This is a genomic window from Terasakiella sp. 4MB5A, assembly GCF_050058155.1.
In the GTDB taxonomy this organism is placed as follows: domain Bacteria; phylum Pseudomonadota; class Alphaproteobacteria; order Rhodospirillales; family Terasakiellaceae; genus Terasakiella; species Terasakiella halodenitrificans.
The window spans coordinates 1,121,045-1,141,115 of the sequence record NZ_CP188815.1 but is presented as its reverse complement, the minus strand read 5'-3'; the positions used below and the strand labels follow the sequence as shown (position 1 = coordinate 1,141,115).

At 47.9% G+C, this 20,071-nt stretch carries 18 protein-coding genes; 8 read left to right on the top strand and 10 right to left on the bottom strand.

Annotation, left to right across the window (positions count from 1 at the left end):
- Positions 1–2 precede the first annotated feature (2 nt).
- The 6 genes from paaH (at position 3) to ACI0FF_RS05400 (ending at position 6,836) form a co-directional block, all read left to right on the top strand.
- The gene (paaH, locus tag ACI0FF_RS05425; RefSeq protein ID WP_419799108.1) at positions 3–1,541 is read left to right on the top strand and encodes a 3-hydroxyacyl-CoA dehydrogenase PaaH; all 1,539 of its coding nucleotides are present in this window, start codon (positions 3–5) and stop codon (positions 1,539–1,541) included.
- Positions 1,534–1,983, top strand: a complete 450-nt coding sequence (gene paaI / locus ACI0FF_RS05420) for a hydroxyphenylacetyl-CoA thioesterase PaaI (protein ID WP_419799107.1) — start codon at positions 1,534–1,536, stop codon at positions 1,981–1,983. The genes paaH and paaI overlap by 8 nt, the downstream gene beginning before the upstream one ends.
- Entirely contained in the window at positions 1,980–3,185 is a 1,206-nt protein-coding gene (pcaF, locus tag ACI0FF_RS05415) for a 3-oxoadipyl-CoA thiolase (protein ID WP_419799106.1), read from the top strand. Before paaI ends, pcaF begins: the two co-directional genes overlap by 4 nt.
- Positions 3,186–3,252: 67 nt before the next feature.
- A complete protein-coding gene (gene paaK, locus ACI0FF_RS05410; RefSeq protein WP_419799105.1) occupies positions 3,253–4,557 on the top strand; it encodes a phenylacetate--CoA ligase PaaK in 1,305 nt (434 codons plus the stop codon).
- Between the two features lie 131 nt (positions 4,558–4,688).
- Positions 4,689–5,372 carry a substrate-binding periplasmic protein gene (locus tag ACI0FF_RS05405; protein ID WP_419799104.1) on the top strand — a complete coding sequence of 228 codons (684 nt, stop codon included), beginning with the start codon at positions 4,689–4,691 and terminating at the stop codon, positions 5,370–5,372.
- A 42-nt stretch (positions 5,373–5,414) separates the two neighbouring features.
- The gene (locus ACI0FF_RS05400) at positions 5,415–6,836 is read left to right on the top strand and encodes a multicopper oxidase family protein (RefSeq protein ID WP_419799103.1); all 1,422 of its coding nucleotides are present in this window, start codon (positions 5,415–5,417) and stop codon (positions 6,834–6,836) included.
- Positions 6,837–6,930: 94 nt separating this feature from the next.
- Here ACI0FF_RS05400 and ACI0FF_RS05395 read toward each other — a convergent pair whose 3' ends face one another.
- From ACI0FF_RS05395 to ACI0FF_RS05355, 9 genes are all read right to left on the bottom strand, one after another.
- Positions 6,931–7,524 carry a hemerythrin domain-containing protein gene (locus tag ACI0FF_RS05395; protein ID WP_419799102.1) on the bottom strand — a complete coding sequence of 198 codons (594 nt, stop codon included), beginning with the start codon at positions 7,522–7,524 and terminating at the stop codon, positions 6,931–6,933.
- Positions 7,525–7,562: 38 nt separating this feature from the next.
- A complete protein-coding gene (locus ACI0FF_RS05390) occupies positions 7,563–8,519 on the bottom strand; it encodes an MBL fold metallo-hydrolase (protein WP_419799101.1) in 957 nt (318 codons plus the stop codon).
- Between the two features lie 23 nt (positions 8,520–8,542).
- Positions 8,543–9,247 carry an ABC transporter ATP-binding protein gene (locus tag ACI0FF_RS05385; RefSeq protein ID WP_419799100.1) on the bottom strand — a complete coding sequence of 235 codons (705 nt, stop codon included), beginning with the start codon at positions 9,245–9,247 and terminating at the stop codon, positions 8,543–8,545.
- A 4-nt stretch (positions 9,248–9,251) separates the two neighbouring features.
- On the bottom strand, positions 9,252–10,007 hold the full coding sequence (locus ACI0FF_RS05380; protein ID WP_419799099.1) for an ABC transporter ATP-binding protein: 756 nt from the start codon (positions 10,005–10,007) through the stop codon (positions 9,252–9,254).
- On the bottom strand, positions 10,004–10,942 hold the full coding sequence (locus ACI0FF_RS05375) for a branched-chain amino acid ABC transporter permease (RefSeq protein ID WP_419799098.1): 939 nt from the start codon (positions 10,940–10,942) through the stop codon (positions 10,004–10,006). Before ACI0FF_RS05375 ends, ACI0FF_RS05380 begins: the two co-directional genes overlap by 4 nt.
- The gene (locus ACI0FF_RS05370) at positions 10,942–11,817 is read right to left on the bottom strand and encodes a branched-chain amino acid ABC transporter permease (RefSeq protein WP_419799097.1); all 876 of its coding nucleotides are present in this window, start codon (positions 11,815–11,817) and stop codon (positions 10,942–10,944) included. The genes ACI0FF_RS05375 and ACI0FF_RS05370 overlap by 1 nt, the downstream gene beginning before the upstream one ends.
- A gap of 112 nt (positions 11,818–11,929) precedes the next feature.
- Entirely contained in the window at positions 11,930–13,099 is a 1,170-nt protein-coding gene (locus tag ACI0FF_RS05365) for an ABC transporter substrate-binding protein (protein ID WP_419799096.1), read from the bottom strand.
- Between the two features lie 310 nt (positions 13,100–13,409).
- Entirely contained in the window at positions 13,410–13,811 is a 402-nt protein-coding gene (locus ACI0FF_RS05360) for a hypothetical protein (protein ID WP_419799095.1), read from the bottom strand.
- 38 nt (positions 13,812–13,849) lie between these two features.
- The gene (locus tag ACI0FF_RS05355) at positions 13,850–14,674 is read right to left on the bottom strand and encodes a Phenylacetic acid catabolic protein (RefSeq protein WP_419799094.1); all 825 of its coding nucleotides are present in this window, start codon (positions 14,672–14,674) and stop codon (positions 13,850–13,852) included.
- A 364-nt stretch (positions 14,675–15,038) separates the two neighbouring features.
- Between ACI0FF_RS05355 and paaX the strand changes: the two genes are divergently transcribed.
- Positions 15,039–16,010, top strand: a complete 972-nt coding sequence (gene paaX / locus ACI0FF_RS05350) for a phenylacetic acid degradation operon negative regulatory protein PaaX (protein ID WP_419799093.1) — start codon at positions 15,039–15,041, stop codon at positions 16,008–16,010.
- A complete protein-coding gene (locus tag ACI0FF_RS05345; protein WP_419799092.1) occupies positions 16,007–17,281 on the top strand; it encodes an FAD-dependent oxidoreductase in 1,275 nt (424 codons plus the stop codon). Before paaX ends, ACI0FF_RS05345 begins: the two co-directional genes overlap by 4 nt.
- Before the next feature lie 69 nt (positions 17,282–17,350).
- Here ACI0FF_RS05345 and ACI0FF_RS05340 read toward each other — a convergent pair whose 3' ends face one another.
- Positions 17,351–20,071, bottom strand: coding sequence for an ATP-binding protein (locus ACI0FF_RS05340; RefSeq protein ID WP_419799091.1), 2,721 nt, complete (start codon positions 20,069–20,071; stop codon positions 17,351–17,353).

Sequence of the window (20,071 nt, the reverse complement as noted above, 5' to 3'; positions counted from 1 at the left end):
GAATGGCTGCCCTTTCCACATCAGATACCGTTGCCGTCATCGGCGCAGGCACAATGGGTGCCGGGATTGCCCAGGTTGCCGCCAAGGCCGGGCACCCCGTCCTGCTGTTTGACGCCCAGCCCGGCGCCGCCCAATCGGGTAAGGATAAAACCGCGAAGGGATTAAACCGTCTTGTTGAAAAAGGCAAAATGTCCCAATCCGATGTCGATGACCTGCTGTCACGCATCCAGATCGTTGATACACTAAGCGATTTGGCCCCTGCCAAACTAGTCATTGAAGCCATTGTTGAAAATCTAGAAATTAAACAAACCGTTTTTGCCCAGTTGGAAGAGATCTGTTCTGATGACACCATTATCGCTTCTAATACGTCATCTATTTCATTAACAGCAATTGGTGCAAAACTGAAACGATCCAGTCGTTTAGTCGGTATGCACTTCTTCAATCCTGCACCAGTCATGCAATTGGTCGAGGTTATTTCAGGCCTTACAACTGCAAAAGAAGTTGCTAATTGCGTTTACGAAACAAGCCTGTCTTGGGGTAAAAAACCGGTCCATGCCAAATCCACACCGGGCTTTATCGTCAACCGTGTGGCGCGTCCCTTTTATGCTGAGGCCTTGCGTGTCCTTGAAGAAGGTGGTGCAGACATTGCCACCATCGACAATGCCTTAAAAGAAGTTGGCGGATTTCGCATGGGGCCGTTTGAACTGATGGACCTGATCGGCTTGGACGTAAACTATGCTGTGACAACGACCACGTGGGGGCAATTTTATAACGATCCCCGCTTCCTGCCATCCCTTATTCAAAAGGAACTGGTCGATGGCGGTCTTTTAGGACGCAAATCAGGCCGTGGGTTTTACGAGTATGGCGATAACGCGCCCAAAGCCGTGGCCCATACCGCAGATAAAGGTTTAAAGCCATCGAAGATCATTGTCGAAGGTGATCTCGGCCCTGCCGAGGTTCTGGTGGAACGTATGATCAAGGCCGGACTGGATGTGGAACGCATTGATGACGAAAACAGCATGGTGGACCGCATCATTGTCGGACATACGCATTTAATGCTGACACCGGGTATGCTGGCAAGTGAGCTGGAAGCCTCCATGGTTATGGAGGAAAACGAAGCCCTTGTGCTGTTTGACCTCGCCATTGATTACACAAAGGCCACACGCATCACGATTGCCCCGTCAGACACCGCAGACGAAGAACATGTGGCAGAAGCTTGCGGTCTTTTCCAATCGTTAGGTATCGACGTCAGCGTTCTGGACGATATCCCCGGTCTAATTGTCGCGCGCACTGTCGCGATGATCATCAACGAAGCCGCAGATACCGTTCACAAACAAGTGTGCAGCGTCGCTGACGTGGACCTTGCCATGCAAAAGGGTGTGAATTATCCGAAAGGCCCGTTGGCCTGGGCTGATGAAATCGGGCCAGATTATATCAGTGCCGTCATTGAAAATATGGGACGGACCTACGGCGAAGACCGGTATCGGGCCTCTATCCTTTTGCGGCGCAAAGTCAATACGGGACAATATTTCCATGACTAAGCCAGCACAAACATGGGCACAGGCCGCTGTCGATATCATGTACCCGAATGATCAAATGGCCCAATCCATGGGGATTAAGATTACCGAGATTGCACCGGGATATGCCAAGGCCACTATGACCGTGCGCAAAGATATGCTCAATGGGTATGCCATGACCCACGGTGGGGCAACTTTTGCCTTGGCCGATACGGCCTTTGCCTATGCCTGCAATACCTATAACAAAGTTACCGTGGCCTCGGGCTGCGACATCACCTACAGCGCGCCCAGCCATGAAGGCGACATTCTGACAGCCGTGGCCAAGGAAACCATCCTGATGGGACGCTCGGGCATCTATGACATCACAATTACCAAACAGGACGGCACGATTGTTGCCCTGTTTAGAGGACGATCAAGAACGATTTCGGGACAGTTGATCCCGGACACAGAGGAAACAAAAAAATGAGTGAAGCTTACATTATTGATGCCATTCGTACACCAATCGGGCGTTATGGCGGCAGCTTGTCTAAAGTCCGTGCCGATGATCTGGGAGCAATCCCCATGAAAGCGCTCATGTCTCGTAACCAAACCGTTGACTGGTCCACGATTGATGATGTGATCTACGGCTGCGCCAATCAGGCTGGCGAAGATAACCGCAACGTTGCGCGCATGTCCGCCTTGCTGGCTGGTTTGCCTACGACAGTTCCGGGGACAACAGTCAATCGTTTGTGTGGGTCCGGTATGGATGCTGTCGGACTGGCTGCACGCTCCATCAAGGCTGGCGATTGCGAACTTATGATTGCCGGTGGTGTGGAAAGCATGTCGCGTGCCCCCTTTGTTATGCCCAAGGCAGAAACCGCCTTTTCCCGCGCCAATGCCGTTTATGACACCACTATTGGCTGGCGCTTCGTCAACAAACTGATGGACAAACAGTACGGCACGGACTCCATGCCCGAAACAGCAGAAAATGTTGCCGAAGATTTCAACGTCAGCCGCGAAGATCAAGACGCCTTTGCCTTGCGATCCCAACAAAAAACCAAAGCCGCACAGGATGCAGGCCGACTGGCAGAAGAAATTTGCCCTGTTACTATTCCTCAACGCAAAGGTGATCCCAAAATCGTTGATACGGACGAACACCCACGTGCCGACACGACACTGGAAACATTGGCAGGCCTGCGCGCCCCGTTTCGTGACGGCGGCAGTGTCACAGCGGGCAATGCCTCCGGTGTGAATGACGGGGCCTGCGCTTTGTTGCTTGCATCCGAAGAAAAGGCAAGTGAGTTGGGATTGAAGCCCCGTGCCCGCGTTGTCGCAATGGCAACCGCCGGAGTAGAACCGCGCATTATGGGGATCGGTCCGGCACCTGCATCACAGAAGGTTTTGGAAAAAGCTGGCCTATCCATCAACGATATGGATGTGATCGAACTGAACGAGGCATTTGCATCACAGGGATTGGCTGTTCTGCGCGAACTCGGTGTGGCTGATGATGCCGAACACGTCAACCCCAATGGCGGGGCCATTGCCTTGGGTCACCCTTTGGGGATGAGTGGTGCGCGTTTAATCACCACCGCCCTTTATGAACTGGAACGCCGCAAGGGGCGTTATGCCCTCTGCACCATGTGTATCGGTGTCGGTCAAGGCATCGCCACCATCATCGAACGCATATAAACATATAAAAAACACAGATTAATTGTTATAAAATGACCAACAGGGAATGTTTGGGAGGAACTAAATTATGCAACATACGGATATCCCTTTAATCGGGGAACTGGACCCTATCGAAAAAGCAAGCGTGGATGAGCTGCGTTCACTTCAATTCAAGCGCATGAAATGGTCATTGGACCATGCCTATAACAACGTTTCATATTATCGTGCAAAATGTGTGGACGCGCATGTCCACCCCGATGACCTGAAGCATCTGGACGATCTTAAAAAATTTCCATTTACCACCAAAGAAGATTTACGCAAGGCTTATCCGTTCAGCAGTTTCGCCGTCCCGATGGAATCTATTGTGCGCATTCATGCATCCTCTGGCACCACCGGGAAACCGACCGTTGTGGGGTACACCAAGCAGGATCTGAAAGTCTGGGCCGGTGTGGTTGCACGTTCTTTGCGCGCAGCAGGTGTTAATCATAGTGACCGGGTTCATGTCGCTTATGGTTACGGCTTGTTTACAGGGGGGTTAGGTGCACATTACGGGGCAGAAGAATTGGGTTGTACCGTCATTCCCATGTCCGGCGGGCAAACCGAAAAACAGGTTCAATTGATCCGCGATTTCGACCCTGACGTTATCATGGTCACCCCGTCCTATATGCTTGTTCTGGCAGATGAAATGGAACGTCAAGGACTGGACCCACGCGCCATAAAATTACGCTGCGGGATCTTTGGGGCGGAACCCTGGACCAACAAGATGCGCGATGAAATGGAAAGCCGCCTTGGCATTGACTGTCTGGACATTTACGGCCTGTCCGAAGTCATCGGCCCAGGCGTTGCGCAGGAATGTCTGGAAACCAAAGACGGCCCGACCATTTGGGAAGATCATTTCTACCCCGAAGTCGTCGATGATAATTTCAATCCGGTTGAAGACGGCACAATGGGCGAACTGGTCTTTACATCATTAACTAAAGAAGCCATGCCGGTCTTCCGTTACCGGACCAAAGATTTAACCCGCCTTTTGCCGGGTACCGCACGCACCATGCGTCGTTTTGACAAAATCACCGGACGTTCAGATGATATGATGATCATTCGCGGCGTCAACGTCTTCCCCAGTCAGATCGAAGAACAGGTGCTGCGTGATGAACGTCTCAGCCCGCATTATCATCTGGTTTTATCGCGTGACGGACACCTGGATAAACTGAAAGTGCAGGTCGAACGTAATGAAAGCGGTCAGGAAAATGACGATGACATTAAAAAGAACCTGTCCCATCACATTAAATCCTATATTGGCATTTCAACCAAAATCGAAGTGCTGGAACCGGGTGCTATCCCACGTTCACAAGGCAAGGCACAACGGGTAACAGATATCCGACCCAAAGATTGATTTTCTAACAAAAATTAGATTTTTTTTAAGAGGCTTCTTTGGAGCCTCTTTTTTTTGCCTAGCTCTATCCCCATCATATATGTAGGATAAACACAAACAACACTATTCAACCCCTAAGTGATCAACACAACATGCCTCGCCTCGTTATCTTCATTTTACTCTTGCTCAACTTTGTCTCCGCAACAGGTTATGCGAGCCCGTTCACCATATCAGTTGAACAAAACAATGTATTTCTGGAAGCGCTGTTACCTGAATTACTGAGCGAAGCAAAACTAGAGGCTAAAATCGTTACAATTCCTTCTCGCCGCGCTTTGGTCGAACTAAATGAGGGACGTATTGATGCCAATGGCCTTCGTTTACGCATATTGGAAGAACGTTATCCCAATATTATCAAAATGGACGAGCCCGTTCTCCATATTGACTTCATCGCCATTACCAAACGCGACAACATAATTGTAAAAAGCTGGGCCGACCTCGCTCCCTATAAAGTGGCATACCCCGCAGGATGGAAAATTTTTGACGTTAATGTCCCAACAAACACCAATGTCACCAAAGTAAACGATCATATGCAGTTGTTTAATTTGTTGGAAATCGATCGTGTTGATGTTGTTTTGCTTTCTAAAACAATCGCCAATACCTTGCTTAAAAACCGGAAAGATCATTCCTTCCTCTTGCTTAATCCCCCACTGCACAGTACGCCGTCTTATTTATTCTTTCATAAAAGCAGACAAGAAGAAGCACATAAAATGGCGGTGGCCTTACGTCGCCTGAAAGCAAACGGTTTGTATGATTCCTTAAAACAGCACGCTTACTAAACCCGCCATATTTTATCCGTATTTCGCGTAAATAGTATCTGTATGAAAATTTCAAGACGTCAATTCTTACACACTTCCGCCTGTGCTGCATTATCAGCTGGTATGCCCTTCTCCGCGTTTGCCGCACCAACTGGGTCCCATAAGCTGACAGCGCAAAAATCATCCGCACAGATTTTACCCGACAAATATCCACAAACAGATGTCTGGTCCTATAATGGTACTGTTCCCGGTCCTGTTATACGTGTCAAACAGGGCGACAATCTGGATATTTTATTTAAAAACAATCTGGATGTTGCCAGTTCCATCCACTGGCATGGTGTACGCGTCCCAAATAACATGGATGGTGTGCCCTTTATCACCCAACCTCCTGTTCATCCAAACGAAGAATTTCGCTATCGTTTCAATACCATAGACAGTGGAACATTTTGGTTCCACCCTCATTTAAACAGTGCTGAACAGGTTGATCGGGGGTTAAGCGGTGTCTTAATTGTCGAAGAAGATCAGCCTCTTGATATTGATCAGGAACTAGTTTGGATGCTGGATGACTGGCGTCTTGGAGAAGACGGACAAATCATCAATGATTTTCAGAACCTGCATGATAAAGCGCATGGCGGGCGGCTCGGTAACGTCACTGCAATTAACGGAACCTATTACCCTTCTTTTGATGTCCGCAACGGGTCACGTATTCGTCTGCGCCTTATCAACAATTCCAATGCCCGGCTGTATACGCCACGTTTCCCCAATTTAAACGCATGGGTCATTGCCTTTGATGGTCAACCTGTGACACCAAAAAAATTATCTGAAAACATCTTGCGGCTTGGTCCCGGTATGCGCGCAGACCTTATTCTGGATATAGATGGTGAGAGCGCAGAAGGCGTCGATGTCCTTGACACGACTTATCGTGGCGAACCTCTGCCCCTCGCACATTTTAACATTTCCGGCAAAGGCAAAGCCCGCACCGCTGCACCGGCTATATTGGCTCCCAACCCATTGTCTGTCCCTAACTTGGGCAATGCAGAACACAAGACAATCGTTTACGAAGGTGGTGCAATGGGGCAACTTGCAAGCGCACGCCTAAATGGTGATCAAAAAACCCCACTGCGTAACCTTGCCCAACAAAACGGTGTTGTCTGGGCCACCAACGGAAATGTCTATACCAGTCTAGCAGACCTCAACAATGCAAAGCGCCTGTATCAGCTCAAACTCGGGAAAACCTATATCTTCAGCCTGCAAAATAAAACAAGCTGGATACATCCGATCCATTTACATGGGCACACCTATCAGGTTTTAGCGCGCAACGGCAAAAAACTTGAAACGCCCATGTGGCAAGACACCGTCTTGCTCTATCCCAACGAAACGGTTGACGTTGCTTTTGTTGCGGACAATCCGGGTCATTGGATGTTTCACTGCCATATCCTTGATCACGCCGCTGCGGGAATGATCGCCGCGCTTGAGATCGCCTAATTCAAATAAAAAAAGACCGGGTTCTTAGCAAAGAACCCGGTCAGTAAAGTCAGGCCGCCTTGGAAGGCATTACACTCTCGACAGCCTAGGAGAACTATTTTCTGCCTCCGCCTAATCCAATGGGTGCAGGCGCAAGAAACGTGATATCAGACAAAAGTTTGCGGAACTTGTTTTGCGGAATATCGCCAAACACAGGATCCTTATTTTCATTAAATGCCGCGTCAATCGGTGCCCAGTCTTCTTCTGTCAAAACCCGTTCAGCAAGCGGAATAACGACTGTATCTTCCAGCTTCATATGCGCACGGTGTGCCGCCAGATAATCTTTCAAGGCATCAATAACTTTTTCGGTCTGACCGGGATGCTTGTCCTTCATCGCTTGGATATGCACTTCCAGACGTTTGCGGTGCTCCACCCCTTTTTGATGCTGTTCCTGAAGTTCCAGAATCACATCATTGGCCTCAGACGTTTTTTTCAATAAAGCCGGAAACAGATAATTGTCTTCTTTCGGGTGGTGCATCGTATCGAGAAATTCCTCAATATAATGCATGATTTTTTCGATCAATTCATAATCGACATCGTCAGAACGCAAACGCCCCGATTCCAGATCCAGCACAAGTTGATTGAGAACATGCAAGACTGTATTCAAGCTTAGGTGTTCTCTTTTCATAATAGTAATGGCTTTGGTCATGTCAGACCCCCATTCAAAAATCGTTTCAGTTATGCGTTTTATTCGACTTCTTCGAGTGCTTTCCACATCTCGACATCGCGTTCTGCGGTCCAAATGCGCGGATGATCCAACCCACCGGCTTCATCAAAGGCACGTGTCACATCAAAGGGCAAACAGTGATCAAAAATCACCCAATCGCCAAATTTCGGCTTAAGCGTAGCATATGCGTCTTTGTAAATTTGCCCCAGATCCTTACCTTCTGCGCGACCTTTTTTAACAGCTCCATACATGGATTCCAGAAAATCCTGTGTTTCAGCAATTGCCTGTTCGCAGAGTTCAGGTGTCATCAATGCCGCACCACGCCCTGGAACCAGTTTTTGCGGTTTTAAATCACGCAAAACATTCAAGGTTTTCGGCCAGTCTTCCAAATGGGCATCCCCTGTGTAAGGCGTCGCCCCAAATTCAACCAAATCACCGGAGAACAACACCCCGTCATCCGGCAGCCATGCAATCGTATCCCCTGCAGTATGTCCACGACCCGCATGGATAATTTCCACACGGCGTTTGCCCATAAAAATGGTCATCTTGCCTTCAAACACCATTGTCGGCCATGTCAGACCGGGCACAGATTCAACGTCGTTGAACAAACGCGGGAAACGACCGACTTCGGATTTGAAATCATGTTCGCCCCGTTCCACAATCAAATCATAGGTGGGTTGAGACGCAATAATCTGTTCAGGATTATAAGCAGAAGCCCCCATCACACGTACCGCATGATAGTGCGACATCAGTACATATTTGATCGGTAAATCCGTCACCTCACGAATACGGCGAATGACATCTTGTGCCATTGTCGGTGTAGCCTGCGTATCAATAACCATCACACCATCATCACCGATGATAATGCCGGTATTTGGGTCACCTTCAGCCGTATAAGCGTACAGACCTTCGCCCAATTTCTCGAAAGAAACCTGCTTTTCGTCTAAATCGGCTGCGGATGCAAAATTCTTTGTCATTGCTTAAAGTTCCATTATTCCAATTAAATACCTAGGTAGGCTGCTTTGACAGTTTCGTCATTCAGCAGATTTTCCCCACTACCCGTCAGTGTGATTTTTCCGGTTTCCATCACATAACCACGATCAGCAACACGCAGCGCTGCCGTGGCGTTCTGTTCCACCAAAAAGATGGTCACACCCTGTTCCTTGAGTTCTTCAATAATTGCGAAAATTTCCATCACCAACACCGGCGACAGGCCCATGCTGGGTTCATCCAGCAACAACAAACGGGGGCGTGACATAAGCGCGCGCGCCATCGCCAGCATTTGTTGCTGCCCACCGGAAAGTGTCCCGGCAGCTTGGTTACGTTTTTCTTTCAAAATAGGAAAACGCGCATACATTTTTTCAAGATCAGTCGCAATCTGGGCTTTGTCTTTTTGAATAAAAGCCCCCAAACGAATATTGTCTTCCACTGACAGGGCGGTAAAGACCTGACGGCCTTCCGGTACCTGCGCAATATCCAGCCCAACCCGTTTATTGGCCACCATCTTGGTGATATCGTTTCCTTCAAAGGTAACCGAACCGCCACTGGCATCCTGCAACCCCGAAATCGTGCGCAACAAAGTGGTTTTTCCTGCCCCATTGCCACCAACCAAGGCAACCAGTTCGCCTTCGTTGACTTCCAGATCAACCCCGTGCAAGGCCTGAATACGTCCGTAATGGCTGGTGAGATTTTGAATTTTCAACATTGCCTTAGCCCCCCAAATATGCCGCAATAACGTCCGGATTGTTACGCACTTCAAGTGCGGTGCCTTCCGTCAGTTTGCGTCCGTAATCAAGGACAAGGATATGGTCTGAAATTTCCATCACCATTTTCATGTCATGTTCCACCAGAACAACCGTAATCCCGCGCTCTGCCACTTTCTTGATAACTTCGTCAATCTCGCGGCTTTCTGCCGGGTTCAGACCTGCAGCAGGTTCATCCAACAACAAAATCTTTGGCTTGGAAGCTAACGCACGCGCAATTTCCAAACGCTTGAGCGCCCCATAAGGCATGCTTTCCGTATCGGTATCTGCATATTTTTTAAGTCCGACAAAATCCAGCAATTCCAAACAGGTTTCCCGACAATGTCGATCACCGGCCTTAATGGACGGAAGCCCGAAAAAGGAGGAAAGAAACCCTCGGTTCAAATGCAAATGAGCACCGACCATCACATTTTCAATTGCCGTCATATTAAAGAAAATCTGCAAATTCTGGAACGTTCGCGACATACCACGCGCCGCCAGTTCATAAGATTTAAACCCAGTTACCCCTTCATCATCATAAAGGATTGTGCCACTGGTTGGCGTATAAACCCCGGTGATCAGGTTAAATAAAGTTGTTTTCCCTGCCCCGTTTGGCCCGATGATCGAATGAATGGTCCCTGGATTAATCGTGAACGATAAATCATCAATGGCACGAACACCACCAAACTCAATGCTCAGATTATTGACTTTCAAAAGGGTCATGACTTATCTCCCTTCTTCAACAAGCCGACGATACTGGGTACCAGGCCTTTGGGCAGGAAAATCATGGTCAGCATTAAGATCAAGCCAAAGACCAGATGTTCATAATCATGCAAGAAGGTCAGAAATTGCGGCAAGGTCGTTAAAATAGCTGCCCCAATAACCGCGCCAAAGGTGGAGGCCATACCGCCAAACACCACCATCACCACCAATTCGATGGAGTGGAAGAAACCCGCAATATCAGGGGTAACGAAATTCGAATAATAAACACCAAGGCTGCCAACAATACTGGCAAACACGGCAGAGACCACGAAAATCAAGACCTTATATTGCGTGGTATCGACGCCCACAACTTCAGCTGCCACTTCAGACCCATGAACCGCACGCAGGGCACGACCGATAGGCGAGTGGATCAGGTTAAGAGAAGCCCATACACTGAACACCAAAAGAGCGCCGACCAACCAGTACCAGTAAATTTGCGTTGCCATAAAGGACAAACCGTCCACATACATACCATCCGGGCCACCGGTCATCTGATCTTCGGTATTGATCACAATGGAAATGATGATCCCCATCCCCAAAGTCGCCATTGCCAGATAATGCCCTTTTAATTTCAGGATCGGACGTGCAATGACAAAGGCAAGCAAACCAGTAAAGAGCGCCGCGACGACCATTGAAAGAAGCGGGTCCCACCCTTGATTCATGGTCAAAATTGCACTGCCATAGGCCCCAAGACCCACAAATGCCCCATGTCCCAGGCTGATTTGCCCGCCATAGCCGATTAAAAGATTCAAACCGATACAAACAATCGCGTTAAAACCGATAAGAATGGCAATCTCATATTGGAACGCATTGCTCAAGAACACAGGAAGGATCGCAATAACGGCGCAAAGAACTAAAATACCGCCTGTTCTTGCTGATTTCAAATTCATCATCATTACACGCGCTCCGTTCCGGTTTTACCAAACAGACCGCTCGGCTTAAAGAACAGGACGAGAAGAATAAGGATAAAGGCAACGGCGTCTTTATATTCTGACACCCAATAGCCCGCGCCCATTGCCTCGGCAATGCCGACAATCATACCACCGGCAACCGCGCCCATACCATTACCCAATCCACCAAGGATAGCTGCACAAAACCCTTTCAGTCCCAGCATGATACCAGCTTCGAAGTTCGTCAGGGTAATCGGAGCCACCAATATCCCGGCAATCGCCCCCAAGGCAGCAGACAAACCGAAACTGATAAACAGCACCAGTTTGACATTAATCCCCATCAACAGGGCAGCATCACGATTTAATGATGTTGCGATAATCGCTTTACCCATCATGGTTTTGTCAAAGAAGTAACGCAAGGCAAATACAAGCAAGATTGTCACACCCAACACCCAGAGACTTTGCGGTAAAATCGTGGCCCCTGCAATATTGATCGGCTCATCCCCGCTGAATGAGGGAACGGCGTGGAATTCCTTGCCCCAAAAAACCTGGGCCAACCCGCGCATAACAATTGATGCACCGATTGTAATAATAATCAAAGTAACGACGGACGCACCACGCGCCGGGGCAATCGCAAATTTTTCCAGACCAAAACCAAAAAGGGTGGTCAATGCAATCGCAGCCAGAATGGCAATCGGCATCGGCAAACCGAGGCCGAGAAAGAAAACGGTTCCCATTCCGCCCAACATGACAAACTCGCCTTGCGCAAAGTTGATCACGTGCGATGCGTTGTAGATGATGGAGAAACCGAGCCCAACCAGCGCGTATGTTGCCCCCAACGTAATACCGGAAAAAAGGAATTGCAGGAATTCTGCGAACATTTTTTACGTCTTTCTTGCGGATATAATTCACCTGTTGCTTCTTGGACAAAGCCAAAGAAACAGGACGTTTTAGAAAATTGAGGGAGGGATAACCCTCCCCCAAAATTCGACGTTATTTAACGATAGACCAGTTACCGTTCTTGATTTCCAACATCTTGAACGCAGACAGGTCCAGACCAAGATGGTCTTCTGCCGTCATATTCACGACACCACCTGTACCGATGTAGCCACTGGTTTTTTCGATCTCATCACGAACAGCTGCTTTATCTGTGCTGCCTGCACGTGTAATCGCGGCAACCGCAATTTGCAGACCGTCGTAAGCATGACCGCCAAATGTGGAAACAGAACCACCATAGGCTTCACTGTAAGATTTAGTATAGGCTTGAACCACAGCTTTTTGCGGATCTGAATCCGGTAGCATATCTGCAACCAAAAGGGCCGCTGCAGGAAGACGAACACCTTCGGCCGCTTCACCCGCCAAATCGATATATTTCTTGGACGCAACGCCATGAGATTGGTAAAGCGGTGCGGTCATACCAAGCTGACGATAGTTTTTCGTCACAATCGCCGGGCCTTGCCCAAAACCAGCGTTCACAACAGCTTGTACACCATCAACGCCTTTAATCTTCGTCAACTGTGCCGTCATATCTGTGTCTTTAGGACCATAAGATTCAGAGACTTTAATGTTGATTTTATAGGCCGGAGCCAATTTCTCGCACTGGCCTTTCATAGATTTACCAAATCCACCCGTACCGGAAATCATGGCAATATCGTTTAAGCCACGCGACTGTAAATCTTCAAAGATTTTGCCACATGCCATTTTATCAGTATGCGGTGTCTTGAACGTCCATTTTTTGACGGGTTCAACAATCGCAACTGCACCTGCCAACGAAATAAACGGTACTTGTGATTTTTCAACGATCGGAATCACCGCCATTGTCGCACCGGATGTAGAACCACCCACAATTACGTCAACTTCATCTTGGCTGACCAAGCGTTTTACAGCTGTAATCGCTTTTTTGGAATCAACACCAACGTCATATTGAATCAGTTCAACCTGACGGCCCAACACACCACCATTGGCATTCAATTCTTCAATGTAGAGTTCGAGTGTTTTCAGTTCCGGATCGCCCAAAAATGAAGCCGGCCCCGTTACGGACAGGAAAGTCCCGATTTTGATCGGATCCGCAGCATCCGACGTTGTTGCGCCAAATGCCATTGCACCAGCAACCATTCCCAGTGCAGCTACGGTCTTCTTAACTTGATTGTGACGTGAAGTCATAATTTGTTTGCCTCCCAAATAGACAATATATCGTTTGTTTTTTTTAGTTTAGTCCGATCAGCTTAAGCGGAACGTTTGCGAGCCACATGATCTACATCAAAACATTGCACGCAAAAGTCTGATCCTGTGAGATTTTTTACCCAGATAGCCTGGATATTCCTCTTTCTTATTTGTTTCAATTGAAACTATTTCAATAAAAACTAATCGTCAAGCAAAAAAAATCACCATTCTTTTGATTAACAATTAAAGACTGCACCTTCCATTTTGGACTTCCCTTCCCCATCAAGGAAGGCACAGACTTTCCAACAGGTTAGGCCGCGCGTTTACTCAGCAGTTTCTGAACCATTTCACGCGTCTCCCCAAATTCTTCGACACTATGCTCATAGCGATCACGTGCCACAGCATAATCTTCAACCAAATCGGTTTCAATACTACCGTTAAAAATACGAACATGAAGGCGTTCGCAATCATCCAGATAATGGTCCGCCAACAAGCGCACTTTCATATATTCACGTGCAGCCTGCTGAACAGTTGCCTCCAGATCATCAAAACTGGGAACAGCCTCCAGTGGCAAAGGAAAATCGCCCCTTAAGTGTTCCCACATCTCTGCCCAGTCATCACGACCCTGGCCATTTTCAAAGTGGACATAGCCAAATTTGGACAACACACTGCGTCCGTTCGAAAAAAGTGTATTGGGCAACTCTGGAATCATAGCGAACCCTCCTTGTCTTTCGTATTTTACGTTATTGCTTAGACAGCAGCCTTGGACACTTGATCATCCAGATCCGCCGCTTCATATCCGACACGCATGTCATAGTCGGCTTCCACACCTTGCGGCACTTCCAGCCCCACTTCTTTCAAACGTGATTCCAGCAGTTCCAGATATTCTGCCTGCAACTCTTCCGGTTTTTTCACTTTAATGCCGTATTCGTAATATTTGTCGAACATAGCAGACTGCTTGTCCCCTGTTGAAGGACGACCATAAAAGCCAAGACCGACTTTCATAAATTTCTCAATACGCTTCTGCATGAATTCACGGGTTTCTTCACCACCAAATTCAATACAACGCTTGGACGCCCAAACACCGAAAGCAAGATGACCGTATTCTTCTTTATGGATACGCACATTCACGCGCGCCCAAGGTAAATAAGAACATTCACGATACTGACCAAGGAAGGCGACAGCCGCCGGGGTTACCACGGTAGAGAACAGGGCGACATCTTCCCAGCATTCAAACAGTTTTGACCAGTTTTCCTTACGGAAGCCGTTAATAACTGTTACTTTTTGCGGGTCTGGGTTATTCGGATTCGTCACCAGTTCACGCAAGCGTGCATTTACGTCCACACCCAAGTCAGACATCAGGTTCCAGACATAATAGCCATGACCCATTTCTTCCATTACTTTCTTGGACAGGCGGTAAGCCTCTTCCGGGCGCGGTGCAAAACGCATATTTTCTGCAACACGCTGCGCACCAGCATATTCAGAGTCTGCCTGGAAGCTCATCAAATTCAATAAAAGCTTCTTGTACTCTTCAGGCAATTCATCGCCTTTATCGTACGTTTTCCAGTTAGCCATCAGTTTCCTCCACTGTTTATCTCAAATTCAGATTGGCGTCTATCCGCCTAAAAATCATCTTATGACACATTTAATGATTCTTTTAATAGAATAGTGTATCATATTAATTCCTGTCAAATCCTTTTTAAACCCTCTCCAAAGAAGAGTCCTTAACCCTTTATTACTCTATGTATTTATATATTTTTTTATTTTTTATAATTTGTTTCCAATGATACAAATTACATTATGTTACACTTTTTATGGTGACACATATAAAAAGTGTAACTATTATATCACTCAAGAGATAACGCTGAAAGAACAGCCTCATTATGCTATGAATTGATGCGGACAAACTCTCTTTTCAAGACGGAATAATCGAATTGCCATGATAAAAAATAAAAAAATACATGATGCCATATTGGACTTGCGCGACAAAACCACGCTGCGTGCCAAATCATTATTGGTCACCGTATACGGCGACGCCATCCTTCCCCATGGTGGGGCAGTATGGCTTGGCAGTTTGATCAACCTTGTTGAACCTTTGGGTTTAAGCGAACGCATGGTACGTACTGCCGTCTTTCGCCTATCCAAAGACGATTGGCTCAGTGCCACACAAATCGGACGCCGTAGCTACTACAAACTGACCGAGATCGGTCGACGGCGGTTTGAAACGGCTCACCGACGCATTTATGCCTCGCCTCATCGCAGCTGGAATGGTGAATGGCTGATGGTCATTGCAAACAAATCCAATCTGACACAGGAACAACGCGATCAACTGCGTCGTGAATTCCTCTGGTTGGGTTTTGGTAACGTCGCCCCCAATGTATTTGCTCACCCGGCGGCAGATATTCGGGCGGTTCGCCAAATTATTCAGGATATGAATGTTGAAGAAAACGTGGTGACAATGGCTGCGCGTGCAGACCGTCACAGCGGCACCGCCCCCCATCGCAATATGGTTCACAGCAGTTGGGATTTGGATCAATTAGCCCAAGATTATAATCATTTTCTGGATGCTTTTCGCCCGCTTTACCATGCACTAAGTGCAGAAGGCACCATTGATCCGGAAAGCAGTTTCCTCGTGCGCACCCTTTTAATCCACGAATATCGCCGGATTATGCTGCGCGATCCAATGTTACCTGATGACTTACTGCACGCTGATTGGCCCGGTTCCACCGCTGCCACCTTATGCGCAAACCTATATCGCCTTTGTGCGCCCAGTGCAGAAAGGCACCTTGAATCCTTGTTAGAAACGGCCGAAGGTCCCTTACCTGACGCCAGCCCTTATTTCTTTAACCGATTTGGCGGATTGGAAAACGGCATGTCTTCCCCGCCCCTGCAAGAAAGTTTGACCCTATGACAGCAAAAATCGCCATCATCGGTTCTGGCCCCAGTGGCTTTTACGCCGCCGATACCTTTTCAAAGAAACTTCCCGATTGCCAAATCGACATTATCGAACGCTTACAGACACCGTTTGGTCTGGTACGCGCCGGTGTTGCCCCTGATCATCAAGGCACCAAAAACGTCACCCGACAATTTGAACGCACCATGCAAAACACCAATGTGCGTTTTGTCGGTAATGTCGAAGTTGGCCGCGATGTAACGTACGATGAGCTAAAAGACCTATATGACATCGTCTTTTTAGCCATCGGTGCCTCCGTGGATCGAAAAATGGGAATAACGGGCGAAGACTTAAGCGGTGTTTATGGTTCCAGTGCCTTTGTCGGCTGGTATAATGGTCACCCTGATTTTGTGAACCTCGCCACGAAACTCGGCCCCAATGGGGTGGCCATTATCGGTAATGGAAATGTTGCCATTGATATTGTCCGTGTTCTGGCAAAATCGGCAGAAGAAATGGAAGGTTCCGACTTGTGCCTACATGCCGAAGACACCATTCGCGCAGCACAACTCAATGATTTTTATATGATCGGACGGCGCGGTGCTGCTCAAGCAGCCTTCACCCCATCTGAAGCCAATGAGCTCGGGCACCTTGCTCATTGTCATCCCGTTATTCTGAATGACGACTTAACCGAAGTCCCCACAGAAGAAGACCCCAAATCGCAAAAAAACAAAGAAAAGAATATGGAGATTTTGCGTGGCCTCAGTGAACAAGACCGTGATGGTAAAGCAAAAACACTACATTTACAGTTCTGGGCAAAACCGATTGAAATTCTCGGCACCGATTGTGTTGAAGGTTTGCGACTGGAACGCACCGCTTTGATCGATGGACGCGTTCAAGGCACCGGGAAAACTTTCGATATCTCCGTTTCCACAGTTATTTCCGCCATCGGTTATGAAACAGCACCCATCCCCGGCCTACCCATGAACGGAACCATCGTTCAAAATAATGACGGTGTCGTTGAAGATGGCGTTTACGTTGCCGGCTGGTGTAAACATGGCCCACAAGGTACCATCCCAACCAACCGTAAAGAGTCGATGGAAATGGCAAAAATCGCCATTGACGCCTTTAATGGCGAAAGCGACAAAACAGGCCCTGCCGGATTGGATACTTTACTAAATGAACGCAATGTCCATCCCGTTGACTTTGATAACTGGAAACAGATCGAAGCACAGGAAGAACAAGCCGCCCGCCCCGGGCGTGTACGGGAAAAACAAATCACATTCCCATAACAGAATCAAAAGTGCAGGGTCAAATATAACCCCGCACTTTTTTGTTAGCGATTGCCTAGGCGTATCCCCTCAAGTCTTCAATGCCCGATCGGAAAAGGGGACAGTGAAAAAGAAAGTCGCGCCATGACCATATTCACTTTCCACCCAAATCCGTCCCCCCAAATGCGAAACAATCCGCTGGCAAATGGCCAATCCCAGCCCCGATCCGGTTGGATTTCCTGTTCCGATTTGCTTGGCCTGATAAAATTTCTCAAACACCAAATTCAATTCATCTTCATGCAGGCCGGGGCCTTGATCTTTTACGGCAACACGGACATGATTGCCCATATCAACAAGCTGAATATCGATCCGCCCACCTTTGCCCTTATAGATTTTTTGTGCATTGGAAATCAGGTTGATCACCACTTGCGTCAACTTATCCTTATCCCCCAATACCAGTGAAAGATATTTTGGTACATCCACATTCAGTTCAACGTTTTCTTTCTCACATTCCTGCGCCAAGGTTTCCACGCCATGTTTAATCACATCGCGCATTTCCACTTCGGTAATAACCCATGTTTCTCGTCCGGACTCAATGCGGGCCAAATCCAGAACCTGATTGATTAAACGGGTCAGGCGTTGGCTTTCTTCGACCATCACCTGCAAAAATTTCTGTCGCTGTTCCATATCCAGATCGGGGTTATCATGCAAGATTTCCGTAAAGCCCCGAATGGATGTCAAGGGTGTGCGTAATTCATGGGCGACATGAGATAAGAATTCATCTTTCAACTGATCCAACTGCATCAAACGTTCATTGGCCTGTTGCAGTTCATTGCGGGCTTGTTCCAATGCATCCGATTTTTGTTCCAATTGGTGGGAATATTCAATCACATGAGAAGCTTCGTCTAAAACCTCCAGCATTTCGTCCAAACTCGCCCCTTTGCCTTTCACAACAGAAGCCACCAAGACACGTGCTGATGCCGAACCAATCGCACCGGCAAGCAACCGTTCACAAAAACGCACCGTATAGGGCGCGGCCTGAGACCATGTTTCCACCTCAATTTCGCGTCGCTGCGCATGTTCAAAAAAAGCACGTTGGGTCGCATTTGTACCGATATAGCGCGCACATAAATCGCGCAATTCATCGACCGAAACTTGCGCCCCCCAGAAACCGACATTTTGATTTACCGCTGTTTGTTGGTCCACCTCTACAAACAAGGTGGCCTGAATACGTTCAATCGCACTGGGATGATCAAACAGGGAAATCAAAATATAAAACCCGACATTGGCTATCATCGACCAGAATAACGCGTGGGAGATATGATCCATCCCTCCCATTCCAAACAAATTATAAGGTTTCAGCAGCTCAATCCCAAACGGCCCTTGATTGACAAAGGCAATCGGTAACCAATCGGACAAGGCAAACGAGGGCAAGACCAACGTATAGCCCCAAACCAAAAAACCGGCTAGCAACCCGCCAATAGCCCCACGCTGCGTGCCCCCTTTCCAGTAAATACCGCCTAAAATCACCGGGGCAAATTGCGCTGCTGCGGCAAAGGATACCAACCCAATGGTCACCAACGCATAAGATTCGCCAATAATGCGATAATAAAGATATCCCAGCAGTAAAATCAGCAAGATCGCCATGCGCCGGATGAACAACAACAACATGCTCATATCGCGGCGTGCTTCCAATTTTGCCTTGAAATAGCGCAACAGGATCGGCATGACCAGATCATTGCAAATCATCGTTGCAAGCGCAATGGCCGCCACGATCACCATACCTGTTGCCGCAGATAACCCCCCGATAAACACAAACAAGGCCAACCACGGATGCCCTTCTGCCAAGGGTAGGGCAAGGACAAAGGTATCCGCATCAACACCGCCCTGATCGAAATAGAGCAATCCCCCCAATGCAATCGGTAACACAAACAGATTGATTAACAACAGGTACAACGGAAAGAGCCATACCGCGTGTGACAAATGGCGTTCATCCGTATTTTCCACCACAATCACCTGAAACTGACGCGGAAGGAAAATCACCACAACCATTGCCAACAAGGTCAGGGAAAACCAGTTGCCTTCCACTGCATTCATGGTCAAAAGCGATGATAAATCCTGATGAGCTGCCGCGCGTGCATAAATATCAGACACACCGTCGAACATGGAATAACTGACAAAAAAACCGACCGCCAAAAAGGCCAGCAACTTGATCATCGATTCAAAGGCGATGGCCGTGACCATGCCTTCATGTTGTTCGGTCGCATCAATATGACGTGTCCCAAATAAAATGGTAAATGCTGCCATCATCAACGCGACATAAAAGGCTTTATCGTCCCACAGGCTTTCCGGGGCCGATAAATGTTGCGTCCCCACCAACACATTGTAACTGGTCCAGACCGCCTTTAACTGAATGGAGATATACGGCATAATCCCCACCACCGCGATAATGGTGACAAGCCCGCCCAAGACATGACTTTTCCCATAACGCGAAGACACAAAATCAGCAATTGAAGTTATGCGGTGTTTCCGGCTGATGCGCACAATTTTCCCGATGACAAACCAGCCGAGTAAAAAAGTCAAAGTCGGGCCGATATAAATCGGTAAAAACCCAACCCCTGTCGAAGCAGCCCGTCCTACAGACCCATAAAAGGTCCAACTTGTACAATAAACCGCCAATGACAAAGCATAGATAGTTGGGTTTTTTAAAAGGCTCCGGCCTTGTTCTGCCCGTCGATCGCCCCAATAGGCAATCGCAAACAACAAGGCCAGATAAAATGCAGAGGCGAGGAAAATAGCCGTATTGGACAC

Bases quoted from the DNA above. Each gene is read 5' to 3' on its own strand.
- ACI0FF_RS05395 (WP_419799102.1), bottom strand. From the start codon at position 7,524: ATGACCAAAGCCATTACTATTATGAAAAGAGAACACCTAAGCTTGAAT.
- paaK (WP_419799105.1), top strand. From the start codon at position 3,253: ATGCAACATACGGATATCCCTTTAATCGGGGAACTGGACCCTATCGAA.
- ACI0FF_RS05385 (WP_419799100.1), bottom strand. From the start codon at position 9,247: ATGTTGAAAATTCAAAATCTCACCAGCCATTACGGACGTATTCAGGCC.
- pcaF (WP_419799106.1), top strand. From the start codon at position 1,980: ATGAGTGAAGCTTACATTATTGATGCCATTCGTACACCAATCGGGCGT.
- paaH (WP_419799108.1), top strand. From the start codon at position 3: ATGGCTGCCCTTTCCACATCAGATACCGTTGCCGTCATCGGCGCAGGC.
- paaI (WP_419799107.1), top strand. From the start codon at position 1,534: ATGACTAAGCCAGCACAAACATGGGCACAGGCCGCTGTCGATATCATG.
- ACI0FF_RS05400 (WP_419799103.1), top strand. From the start codon at position 5,415: ATGAAAATTTCAAGACGTCAATTCTTACACACTTCCGCCTGTGCTGCA.
- paaX (WP_419799093.1), top strand. From the start codon at position 15,039: ATGATAAAAAATAAAAAAATACATGATGCCATATTGGACTTGCGCGAC.
- ACI0FF_RS05380 (WP_419799099.1), bottom strand. From the start codon at position 10,007: ATGACCCTTTTGAAAGTCAATAATCTGAGCATTGAGTTTGGTGGTGTT.
- ACI0FF_RS05405 (WP_419799104.1), top strand. From the start codon at position 4,689: ATGCCTCGCCTCGTTATCTTCATTTTACTCTTGCTCAACTTTGTCTCC.
- ACI0FF_RS05360 (WP_419799095.1), bottom strand. From the start codon at position 13,811: ATGATTCCAGAGTTGCCCAATACACTTTTTTCGAACGGACGCAGTGTG.
- ACI0FF_RS05390 (WP_419799101.1), bottom strand. From the start codon at position 8,519: ATGACAAAGAATTTTGCATCCGCAGCCGATTTAGACGAAAAGCAGGTT.
- ACI0FF_RS05375 (WP_419799098.1), bottom strand. From the start codon at position 10,942: ATGATGATGAATTTGAAATCAGCAAGAACAGGCGGTATTTTAGTTCTT.
- ACI0FF_RS05370 (WP_419799097.1), bottom strand. From the start codon at position 11,817: ATGTTCGCAGAATTCCTGCAATTCCTTTTTTCCGGTATTACGTTGGGG.
- ACI0FF_RS05345 (WP_419799092.1), top strand. From the start codon at position 16,007: ATGACAGCAAAAATCGCCATCATCGGTTCTGGCCCCAGTGGCTTTTAC.
- ACI0FF_RS05355 (WP_419799094.1), bottom strand. From the start codon at position 14,674: ATGGCTAACTGGAAAACGTACGATAAAGGCGATGAATTGCCTGAAGAG.
- ACI0FF_RS05365 (WP_419799096.1), bottom strand. From the start codon at position 13,099: ATGACTTCACGTCACAATCAAGTTAAGAAGACCGTAGCTGCACTGGGA.